This window comes from Phocaeicola sp., assembly GCF_048170425.1.
In the GTDB taxonomy this organism is placed as follows: domain Bacteria; phylum Bacteroidota; class Bacteroidia; order Bacteroidales; family Bacteroidaceae; genus Phocaeicola.
The window spans coordinates 1-10,937 of record NZ_DBEXBB010000092.1 but is presented as its reverse complement, the minus strand read 5'-3'; the positions used below and the strand labels follow the sequence as shown (position 1 = coordinate 10,937).

The following is a 10,937-nucleotide window of genomic DNA, read 5'->3' as shown; positions in this document are numbered from 1 at the left end:
CTTCCCAATACTTGGAAAAATACATGTGGTGGGAATGACGCGCATGGAACTGACGAATTACATAAAACGCAGATTGATTGATGAGGATTATATTAAAGACCCGATTGTAATTGTAAAATTCCTTAATTTTAAAGTATCTGTGGTGGGGGATGTAGGTTCACCGGGAGTTATTAATGTAAATTCGGATAGAATCACTATCTTTGAGGCTATAAGTCAGGCTGGTGATTTGGCAATAACAGGAAGAAGATATAATGTGACTGTAATCAGGGAAGAAAATGGGGAACGTGTTCCTTACTATCTTGATTTGCGTTCGAAGGATGTCTTTAAATCTCCTTGTTATTACTTGCAACAAAATGATTTGGTCTATGTAGAGCCTAACAAGAACAAGACAAGGCAGGGAAATACAAATCAATATAATAATATTACTACTTGGACAACATTACTTTCATTCGTAATGTCTATTGTAACTTTAATATTTGTATCGAAATGATGACGGAAAATAATCAACCGCGAAAGAAACAGGCCGACACGGGTCTGAATGTGATGGACTTCCTGAAAATTGCTTTGGCAAACTGGATGTGGTTTGTGCTTTCTGTGATTATATGCGGAGGATTGGCTTATTATAAGCTAAAGAAATCGCCTAATATATATTACCGTTCCGCATCCATTCTCATTAAAGACCAGGGTAGTGGTACGAGAACTGCTGATGCTTCGTCGGCTTTTTATGAAGTGTCAACTCTTAAAATGAATAATTCTATTGAAAATGAGATGTTGATATTCAAGTCGCAGAGACTTATGCAGGAAGTGGTAAAAAAACTTAATCTGGATGTTTATTATTCCATAAAAGGTAAGTTCCGTGATTTTGATTTGTATCATGAGTGTCCTGTTGTACTTTCATTTCCTGAGGTGAGGGATAATGCTTCTTTTTCACTTAAAGTAACTCCTTTAACGCAAAAGAAAGTGTCACTTTCCGGTTTTTCTTCTCCAACATGGAATGGAAAGGAAATCGTGGCTGAACTGAATGATACAGTGAATACTCCGGTGGGTAAGGTGGTAGTTACTCCAAGTCTGTTTTATTCAAAAGATAATTTTGGGTCGCAATATACTGTAACGAAAACCAATATAGCAGGAGCGGCTGCCAGATATAACGCGGCATTGCAAGTTTCGGTTATGAGTAACGGGGCAAGCATGATCAAACTTGGCATTTCGGATGTTTCTCCACGAAGAGCCGAAGACATTCTTAATACATTGATTGATGTTTATAACCAGGATGCTATTAACGATAAAAACCGCATATCGGTTAATACTGCAAATTTCATTAACGAACGTCTGATTATTATTGAGCAGGAGTTGGGAGGAGTGGAATCGCAGATTGCTACATTCAAAAGTCAAAACAGGCTTACCGACATTGCTTCGCAAACCGGAACATTCATGGAGGCTTCAAGCAGATACCAACAGGAAGGTGTGGCAATGGAGGGGCAACTTGCTCTTACGAAGTATATAAGGGATTATTTGGTGGATCCTACTAAAAGTAATGAATTGATTCCTTCTAATACCGGTATCTCTGATGTAAATATCGAAGGACAGATATCACAGTATAATGCTTTGATGTTGCAACGCGACAAGTTGCTTTCGAACAGTAGTACGAAAAATCCGGTAGTGATGGATATGAATAATACTTTGGCGGCAATGAAGCAAACTATGATCCGTACTGTTGATAACCTCATTGCGGCACTTAACATGAAGCTTAATAATATAAAGGGTGAAGAGGAAAGAGCTTTGAGGCGTATTGCGGCTGTCCCAAGTCAGCAGAAGTATGTTCTGTCCGTGGAACGCCAACAGAAAATCAAGGAGTCTCTTTATATTTATTTGCTCAACAAGCGTGAGGAGAATGCATTAACACAGTCTATGGCGGAAACAAATGCCCGTATCATTGACCCTGCAATGGGTAGCAATGCGCCAATTTCGCCGAACGGGCAACAGATATTGATGATTGGCATACTGGTTGGTCTGGCTATACCGGCTGCGATATTGGTTCTTATGAGTCTCTTAGATACAGCAGTACGAACAAAGAAGGATGTAACCAGTGTACTGTCAGTACCTTTCCTTGGTGAAATTCCGGAACGTGTCAGGGTGAAAGGTGAGGATAAACATTCTATTGCTGTAAAAGCTGATAGTGTTGATGCAGTATCTGAGGCTTTCAGAATATTGCGTACAAATATGGCATTTATGAGCAGTGATGGAAACCCTGTGAAAAGTATAATGATTACTTCATTGAATGTGAGTGCAGGGAAAACTTTTATTTCTGCAAATTTGGGAATGACATTGGCGCTTACCGGCAAGAAGGTGGTCTTGGTGGATTTGGATATCCGTAAGGGTACTCTTAGTGCTAGGATGAGAAAACAGAAGCTTGGTGTAACCAATTATTTGGCAGGTGGTGTGACGAACATTGACGAAATCATCTTTAAATCTGATTTAAATGAAAATTTAAGTATGATTTACAGTGGCCCGGTACCTCCCAATCCGGCTGAATTACTTCTTAGCAATAAACTTAATGAATTGATTGATAGGTTAAAGGCAAGGTTTGATTATGTTTTGTTGGATAATGTACCTTCGAATATGGTAGCGGATGCGATGATTGTAAACCGTGTGGCTGACCTTACTCTTTACGTTATAAGGGCAGGAAAAATGGATCGTAGGCAATTGGGTGAAGTGGAACAGTTGTTTGCTGATGGAAAACTTAAAAATATGGCAGTTGTTCTGAATGGTGTGAAGATGCATAAAAAAGGCTATGGTTATTACGGATATTATGGTTATGGCTACGGTTATGGCTATACTTTTGAGAAGAAAAGGAAAAAACTGTTTTAAAGATTGATTCTCTTATAATTGCCGATATTATGAAGAACCATAAAAATGAAGACGCTTTTTTGGAGTTGTTGAGGTGCGGTATATGGGGAAATACTCCTAATAGTGAAATCTTTAAGGAGTTGACTCACTTTGATTGGCTTGAGATATACATGATTGCTGGAAAGCAGACAGTACTTGGTGTTTGTCTCAAGTCAATAATGGATTTGCCAACCAACATGAGACCGCCTACCAAATTATTGCTTCAATGGATAGGAGTAAACAGGTTTATTGAGGCAAATAATTATAAAAAAATGAAAGTCTGGAAGGAATTAAATGCCAAATTTGAAGCTGTGGGGATTTTTCCTGTAGTTTTAAAGGGAATGACTGTGGCAAAATGGTATGCGCATCCGATGTCAAGACAATCCAGTGACATTGATATATTTATTCCTGAGAGATTTGATGAATGCATCAGCATCTTAAACAGTTGGGGTATTAAAGGTAAGCATAAACGCCAGCACGATACAATCGTTTATAAAGGTGTGACAATTGAGATCCATCCGGAAATTATGACAACCCCCTATAAACCTAAAATGGATTTTACCATTGTAAATGAGCCTGTTGGGGATATGTCTTTGAGGGTACTGGATGCAAATATTAATAGTATATTGTTACTTTCACATGCTGCAGGTCATTTTTTGATTCCAGGCATAGGATATAGGTTTTTATGTGATTGGGCTGTATTTTTGAAAAACAATCATGAAAAAATTGATTGTGAACTGGTTCTGAAAGAAGCAAGAAGAATGGGGATGAACAGGTTTGTTACAGAGTTTTCCGAATTGGCCAGAGTGGAATTGGGATTGGATTTTCCTGGTTTGGAAAAATGGACAAAAGGTTCGAACAAGAAATATCTTCTTAGGCTTTCAGAAGAACTTTTTGAACAGGGCGATTTTGGTGCAGTTAATTTTCAGAAAGATTTTAAAGGTAACAAGTTTAAATTTGCATGGCATATTATCAAGAGTTTATTGCTTAGTAGATATTATTGGCCTAAATTATTTTGGAGGAGGGCACCCAAATTTATGTTTAAATTGATACAGGGTTATGTTATTGGACTTTTGTCAATAGATTCTCACGATTAAATTTCCGGGAACTTCAGTCCTATCAATAGAAAAGAGAAAGTTGATTATCAGGAGGTATATAATCCCGTGAGTTCAGTGTGGATTATGGAGTAAATTATGACTGGTTCATGAACTGGCAGTGTCACCAGCCGTGGAGCGAGAAGCTTGGTAAGACTGTTCAGGTTGAACAACCGAGGGTTGCCCAAGTCCAGCGATAATCGGGAAGCCATATAACAGTCTGACCGTTAAGGTGGAAGTGAAACAGCCTGAAGGCAAACGTCCGGCCTTACACTCATGTATGAGGTAAGGCCGGACGTTTGCGTTTTATATGGACCATTTATAGCTTTTGGTCTGAAATAAGCCGGGCGATGCGTGTCTTGCTCTGCGCCCCTTTGGTGAGCAGGTACACATGCTTGTAGGCATCGCGGTTCAGTTCCGTAGGCGAGCCGTTGATGAGGATGATGTTCCGGTCGTTGGCAAACTTCAGGATACCGTTCACGTTGTTCGGATGGAGCTTGCCGATTTCGTCCATCATGCAGTGCAGCTTGAAGTCCTTGAACTTGTGCGAAGCTCCCTCCTTGAATACATTCAGCAGCATGATGTTAATCATGGCTTTCACCAGGATGTCCGTACCTTCCGAACCCACGTTCGACAGTTTCTCCACGAAGCCCGTGTCGTTGTGGTTCTCGATGATGCGGAAACGCAGCTCGAACGAGTCGTACAGGCGGATGCTGTCGTAGCGGTAGGCGTGAATCTCCTTGATGAAATCGCGGAGCAGGGCGATGGCCTCCTGCTTCACCAGCTGCTCGTTTTCCGACGAGAAGAGGTTAGTACCCGGCGTGAGGTCGTAGGCATGTTCGTTGTAGTACTTCTGGATGGCACGCAGACTGTTTACCACGCGGTTGCTGCTTTCTTCCACCTTCATCTCGATGCACTGGATGACGCCCACGAAGTTACACGTCTGGAATCCCTTGTTCACCTTGCCGATAAGATCCTGAATGTCGTCTTCCGAAGCCGTGAGCATCGAGGTATCCATGCTGATGCGCTTGAAGATATCGGAATGCTCGTTGTTGATGCGGCGGACGAACTCGCTGATTTTGTTCTCTTCCACAAAGTCGTGCAGTTCCTCGGCAAAGCGGATGTACTCCCAGTCCTCGGTAAACTTGGTCTTGAACTTGAAGGTATTCTCCTCGTCGAAATGGCCGGTAAAGAGGTTCACCTCCTTGCGCAGACGGTTTTGCAGCGTCATGTACTGGCTGTCCGTGCGGCCCAGTTCGTCAATCAGTTCCAGGCAGGTGCGCGGCGTGTGGATGTCCAGTGTGACAGGGTTCTCGGGATTGAAAATATCCTGATGCGGCTTGTACCAGTCGTAGGCCGAAATCTTGCCGTACGCCTCCAGGTTGGCCTGAAGCTGCGTCACTTCCTTTTCCGCCTGTTGTAAATCTTTGTTCAGGGCATCAATCTGCTCCTGCAAGCCCGAGGTTTCCCGGCGCAGGTTGTCCTTTTCCTGATTGAGCAGACGTTTTTGTTCCTCCTGCTCGCGTATCCATTCCGGAATGTGGTCGATGAGGTCTCGCTTGTCCTTCTGGTACTCAATGAGCAGGGTGGCGTGTTCCTTGATGAAGAGCAGTTCCCGGTCTATGTCGCGCAACTGGCTGCTAATCTGTTGCAGACGTTCGGTGTCGGCGCCCTGTGAGTGCAGTTCCTGCTTCATCTGACGCTCGTATTCGGCTTTCTCCGTGGCGATGCGCTGCTGTTCTTCCTGATCTTCCAGACGGATGCTGCCGGCCTGTGTCTCCTTCTCGTGCGCAATGTCCTGCTGCACCCGGTTCCATTCCTGCTTCAGCTGACTTAACTTTTCGCTCTTCTCGCGGTTCAGGTTTTGCAGCTTGCCGTCAATTTCCTTCAGCTCTGCGGCGATGCGTTGCTTTTCCTCCTCCAGTTTCCGGAGCTTGGCGGTGCGTTCGGCTTCCGCCTTCTTCTTCCAGTCGTCCAGGTCGAGCATATCCTTCTGGTACTGCTGTTCCAGTTTCTCCAGCTCGTATTCCTGCACGGCTATCACGTCCTTCTGTTCCTTGATGCGCGGCTGGTATTTGGCTTTCAGCTGCTCTTCCAGAGCCTCTTTCTCCTGTTGCAGACGGAGGGTTTCGGCCTGAATCTCTGCCAGCCGCTTCACCCCTTTGTCATATTCCGCCTGATAGTCGTCGATGGACTGGATATGGCGTTCGATGTCCTGCAGGGAGATGGAGATGCCATAGAACGACGTACCCTCGTCTACAATTTTCGGCGAGAGGTTGGTCTGCCAGAGGATGGACTCGTCACACAGTTTTCCGATGTTTTCCTCCCATCCCTTCTTGTGCTCCTTGAGCCAGCCTTGCAGAGTGCTCTTGCTGTTTTTCAGGAAGGTGGCCAGTTCGTCCATGCGCGGGCGGAGCTGCACATGCTCCGCCTGCAACTGCATCAGTGCTTCGTCCTTCTCCTTCAGTCCCTTCTGCAACTCCTCTTCCCACTTCAGGGTAAGTTCCTTAATAATGAGCTGGGCGTTGTTGATGCGGTTTTTCTTGCTCATGTGCAAGCCCGTGTACGACTGGATGCGGTGTTTCAACTCTTCCTGCTCGGCTTCGAAGAAGGTCTCCTTGCGGCACAGCTGCATTTGGTAGTCGAGGGCGGTCAGTTCGTTTTGCTTGCTGCTGCGTTCCGGATGCAGTTGCTGGGAAAGCTGTTCGTATTCCTGATAAAGCGCCTCGGTAGCCGCTTCGTGCTGGCGGCGGGCTTCTTCGATGCGGGCGTTGAACGCGTTGCTCAGTCCCTCAAGCTGCTTGATTTTGGCCTCGTGGATGCGGTTCCACTGCTCGTCGAGGCTCTGGATGAGCGACTTGTACTTGGTGGAGATTTCCGTGTAGTGCGAGGTGAGGATGCGCTGTTCTTCCTGTAATCCCTGCTGCTTGTTCTTCCATTCCTCCTTGCGGGCCGAGCGTTCCATGATTTCCTCTATCTGCTGGCGGGCATATTCCTTTTCCTTCTGCTGTGCCTTTTGCAGTTCATTGTTCAGGATGGCCAGTGCCTCTTGCATCTTGTCGCAACGCTGGCGCGACTGTTCCTGCAATTCCTGACGGCGGTTCAGGAGGGCGGTACGTGCTTTCTCAGCCTGGTGCTTCTGTTCCTCGGCCTTGGGCAACTGGCTTTCGGTGAGGCGGAAGGTGGCGGCCAGTTCGCGGCAACACTGCACGAGAGCGGTCTGCTGACGTGACACCTGTGCCGAGAGGGAGGTGATTTCCTTGGCCTGTTTTTGTGTCTCGCGTTTCTGGAACTCTTCGATGTCGCGCAGGCGGGTTTCGAAGTTCTTCAGGTGCTCCTTGTAGGTATTCAGGTCGATGGCGGTCTCGTCTTCGTTGATGGACGAGATGATGGTCTTCTTGATGAACTCCGCATCGAGCTTTGAGTTGAGGAGCACGTTTTGTATGGTACGCGGAATGTTCTGGTACTGCTTGCTCTCCATGAGTGAGTAGCGGCTCATTTCGGGACCTGCACCGTTGCCGTAGAGGATGTTACGGTATTCGTCGTAGGTATAGATGATGCGTGAGTAGTCCACTCCGTACTGGTCGAGGGCGGCACGGATACGGTCGTTGCCGCTGTAGGCCGTGCGGTTCTCGTCGACGAAGAACTCCATGCGGTAGGGCGAGTCGATGAAACGGTAGCACACGCGGCCCATCGACTTGAAACTCAGGATGCAGAACGCTCCCTGTTCGGTGGTTACCTCGTAGATGATGTAGGAGTTGGAGTAGGGGAAGTAATATTCCGTGTAGCTCTGCTTCTCTACGGGGATACCCAGTTTCTGGGTGTCGGCGTTGTAGAAAAACAGGATGGCGCGCAGCACGGTACTTTTTCCCACTCCCTGCGTGCCGATGAAGTGCACATTCCCGTCCAGGTAAATGTCGTCGGCATAGGGAATGTTGGCGCTGTTGATAAAGATGATTCTATTCAGGTTTCTCATTGTCTTCCGTTTCAGTGTCGTCGTAAATTTGGATACTTTCAATCAGGCGTTCCAGGTAGTGCCAGGAACTCATCACCTTGTAGGTGTTGGTCTTCTCGTTCTCCAGCTCCAGGAATGACTCCTTGGTGAGCTGGCGAATCAGGTTGTCGAGCACGTCCTTGCGCACGTCCTTGTCGGAGAAATGCTTGCGCAGCCCGTCGAGCTTGTTTTGCAGCATCACGTTGATGTTGGCCTCCACCAGAATCTGTTCGGGCTGGAAGCGGAAACCTGCACCGAAAGTTTCGTCGTAGGTCTTGAACAGGTCGAGTACGTCAATCCAGTAGTAGGCACGCATGATTTTCTGTTCCAGTGTGGTACGCGGTTCCACGCGCGAGAAATAAAAGTATTCGTTGCCCCGTTCCAGGGTGTAGCCGATTTGGGCGAAGTAGACCGAGAGCGCTTCGAAGTGGTCATCTATCTGGTCGTACATGTCGCGCACGGCTTCGTTGCAGCTGTTCGAACTGATGAACTGTCCCTTCTGGAGACAGTCGAACAAGGCCGCAGTATTGTCAGGTATATGTATGTTCAGTTCCATAAGTCAAATGTATAGGGATGAATGGGTTACGAGTTGGCCGGATACACCTTGGCATATTCGTACTGGTGATACAGACCGAATTCCTCGCTGATGCGGAGACGGTTTTCGTAGAGCGACACCATCTGGCAGAACAAGGTGGTGCGTTCCTGTTCGTCCACTTCGCGGGCGAAGGTGTAGTGCATCAGGTAGTGGAAGAGGTCTTCTTCCGGAGCCGACGCATCGTTCCAGCGGGCCTGTGCCTGCGCCTGGATGTAGTCGCTCAGGGTTTCTTCCAGGTCGATGACCTCCTGGTACATGGCCTGCGATTCCATGTCTTCCTCGCTGAAGGCGCCCGCCTCGTTGCTGCGGATAATCTCACGGTACTGCAGGTTGCGCAGCACTTTCAGGATGACCGGACGTGCCTCGTCGGTACTCAGGTAGGGCAGTGACAGCTTGAACGAAGACGGCACGCTGCCTTCCACCAGTACGGAATGTTCCCTTTCGAGCACTTCCGAGAGGTTGCTTCGCGAACGCAGCTCAAACTGGTCTTGCAGGTACTTCACCTTCCGGATTTTCTCTACCAGAATCACCTGGCTCTTAATCTGGTTCAGGTAGTTGATGATGTCCTGCTGGGCACGGATGAGGCTGTGGGCCGAGAGCTGGAGTTCGCTACGCAGTTCCAGCAGGATGCGGTTCAGTTCCTCGTCGGTAGCCTGCTGGAAAAACCGCCGTTCCTCGTGCAGGATGAGGTTTTCGGTGGTATCAATCAGCTGCTGGATGTGAATCCGCTTCTTGTCCAGATTTTCCAGTTTGGCAATCTTTATCTGGTAAGTCGGTTCGTGCTTGAACGCATTGTCGATGCTGCTCTGCAGGTTCATGATGTTGCGGATGGTGGTACGCGCAATCTTCTGGAAAGTAATCTTGATGTGGCGCACGTAACTCTCCTTGCGCGAAGCAATCTGCTCCTTTTCGTAGTAGTCCATCAGTTCGTGCAGGAAAGCAATATGCTCGTCGATGATGGCCGTATTGATTTCCTCGTTCGCTTCGAGGAGCAGTTCGAAAAAGTCGAGGAAGCGGGCATCCAGTTCCACGAAGTTGCCGTTCTGGCGGATGACTTCTTTCTCTATGAGCAGTTTCAACCGGTTTTCATCGTCCTTGAGCAGTGCCAGTGCGTCGGAATAGCGGAAACTCAGCGTCTTTCGTTTCTCGAACATTTCCGTGAGCAGTCCCCTGGCTGCCGCAATGGTATTGATAATTTCGTGAATCGATCGGAATATATACATAGTCTAGTTGAAAATTCAGGCAAAGTTATAATTTGCCCGCCAATTTTCCTAATGTTACGTGACGGTGATAACAGAAAAAAATAAGAAATGGCGAAAAAGAAAATCAGTACCGCACGATAAGAGTTTTCCATTAATTCAAACGTTTGATTCTATAATCAAAAACAAATCACTAATTTTGCATCATGTACAAGAATTATATCAACGAAATATTGACTCCCAAAATAACTGAACCGACAAAAGTCATAGACCTTTTTGCCGGTTGTGGTGGCTTGTCATTAGGTTTTGAAGCAGCTGGATATGAAACTATCGGATATGAATTGGATGAAGCAGCCGTCAATACCTATAACCGGAATTTAAAAGGAAAATGCTACTTGCAAAAGCTGGAAGTCGGTTTTGAATACCCCCAGGCCGATATCGTAATTGGGGGGCCTCCATGCCAGCCCTTCAGTGTTTTTGGCAATCAAAAAGGAATGGAAGACGCCAGAGACGGATTTCCGATTTTCATCGATGCCATCCAACGGATACAACCTAAAGTGTTTTTGTTCGAAAATGTAAGAAACCTTGCCTACTCTCACAGATGGTATTTTGATTTAATTAAGGATGCCTTGGGAAAGCTGGGTTATATCATCGAATTTAAATGTCTGAATGCAGTACATTATGGGGTACCGCAAAATCGGGAAAGAATGATTGTTGTAGGGCACAAATCATCTTTTCATTACCCCGCAATACAAAAAAATAAAGTTTCGGTGGGAGAAGCTATCGGCGACCTGATTGATACGATTCAGGATGAAAGTAAGATTCTGACTCCTCGTCAAGATGAATACATAGCTGTATATGAAAAAAAATCAGCTTGTGTAAATCCCCGAGATTTGTATCCTGACAAGCCTGCACGAACACTTACTTGCCGTAATCTTGCCGGTTGTACAAGTGACATGCAAAGAGTAAGGCTGAAAGACGGAAGAAGACGAAGACTGGTTGTGCGGGAAGCGGCCAGGCTTCAAAGTTTTCCGGACTGGTTTGAGTTTGAAGGTACGGAAATCAAGCAATTCAACCAAATAGGAAATGCTGTACCACCATTATTGGCATATCAACTGGCATTGCAGATAAAAGAAACATATTCTTTACCGATAAAAAGTAAAGAAGAA

At 46.4% G+C, this 10,937-nt stretch carries 7 protein-coding genes; 4 read left to right on the top strand and 3 right to left on the bottom strand.

Annotated features, from left to right (window positions below):
- The 3 genes from ACMJ0U_RS03800 to ACMJ0U_RS03790 all read left to right on the top strand — a co-directional run.
- Positions 1-490: polysaccharide biosynthesis/export family protein (locus ACMJ0U_RS03800; RefSeq protein WP_417128285.1), on the top strand; the 490-nt coding region annotated here is incomplete at its 5' end.
- Positions 487-2,868, top strand: a complete 2,382-nt coding sequence (locus ACMJ0U_RS03795) for a GumC family protein (RefSeq protein WP_417128284.1) — start codon at positions 487-489, stop codon at positions 2,866-2,868. The genes ACMJ0U_RS03800 and ACMJ0U_RS03795, both read left to right, overlap by 4 nt.
- Positions 2,869-2,897: 29 nt before the next feature.
- The gene (locus tag ACMJ0U_RS03790) at positions 2,898-3,983 is read left to right on the top strand and encodes a nucleotidyltransferase family protein (protein WP_417128283.1); all 1,086 of its coding nucleotides are present in this window, start codon (positions 2,898-2,900) and stop codon (positions 3,981-3,983) included.
- A gap of 316 nt (positions 3,984-4,299) precedes the next feature.
- On the opposite strand, the gene ACMJ0U_RS03785 is transcribed toward ACMJ0U_RS03790, so the two are convergent.
- The 3 genes from ACMJ0U_RS03785 to ACMJ0U_RS03775 are packed head-to-tail and all read right to left on the bottom strand — an operon-like array spanning position 4,300 to position 9,792.
- Positions 4,300-7,956: an ATP-binding protein gene (locus tag ACMJ0U_RS03785; RefSeq protein WP_417128281.1), complete on the bottom strand. Its 3,657-nt coding sequence runs from the start codon at positions 7,954-7,956 to the stop codon at positions 4,300-4,302.
- Positions 7,940-8,530, bottom strand: a complete 591-nt coding sequence (locus ACMJ0U_RS03780; protein WP_117671979.1) for a condensin complex protein MksE — start codon at positions 8,528-8,530, stop codon at positions 7,940-7,942. Before ACMJ0U_RS03780 ends, ACMJ0U_RS03785 begins: the two co-directional genes overlap by 17 nt.
- A gap of 26 nt (positions 8,531-8,556) precedes the next feature.
- Positions 8,557-9,792, bottom strand: coding sequence for a hypothetical protein (locus tag ACMJ0U_RS03775; RefSeq protein WP_417128279.1), 1,236 nt, complete (start codon positions 9,790-9,792; stop codon positions 8,557-8,559).
- A gap of 182 nt (positions 9,793-9,974) precedes the next feature.
- Here ACMJ0U_RS03775 and ACMJ0U_RS03770 point away from each other — a divergent pair.
- On the top strand, positions 9,975-10,937 hold a 963-nt coding region (locus ACMJ0U_RS03770), incomplete at its 3' end, for a DNA cytosine methyltransferase (RefSeq protein WP_417128277.1).

Coding starts and splice junctions, on each gene's coding strand:
- ACMJ0U_RS03790 (WP_417128283.1), top strand. CDS start 2,898: ATGAAGAACCATAAAAATGAAGACGCTTTTTTGGAGTTGTTGAGGTGC.
- ACMJ0U_RS03785 (WP_417128281.1), bottom strand. CDS start 7,956: ATGAGAAACCTGAATAGAATCATCTTTATCAACAGCGCCAACATTCCC.
- ACMJ0U_RS03795 (WP_417128284.1), top strand. CDS start 487: ATGATGACGGAAAATAATCAACCGCGAAAGAAACAGGCCGACACGGGT.
- ACMJ0U_RS03780 (WP_117671979.1), bottom strand. CDS start 8,530: ATGGAACTGAACATACATATACCTGACAATACTGCGGCCTTGTTCGAC.
- ACMJ0U_RS03775 (WP_417128279.1), bottom strand. CDS start 9,792: ATGTATATATTCCGATCGATTCACGAAATTATCAATACCATTGCGGCA.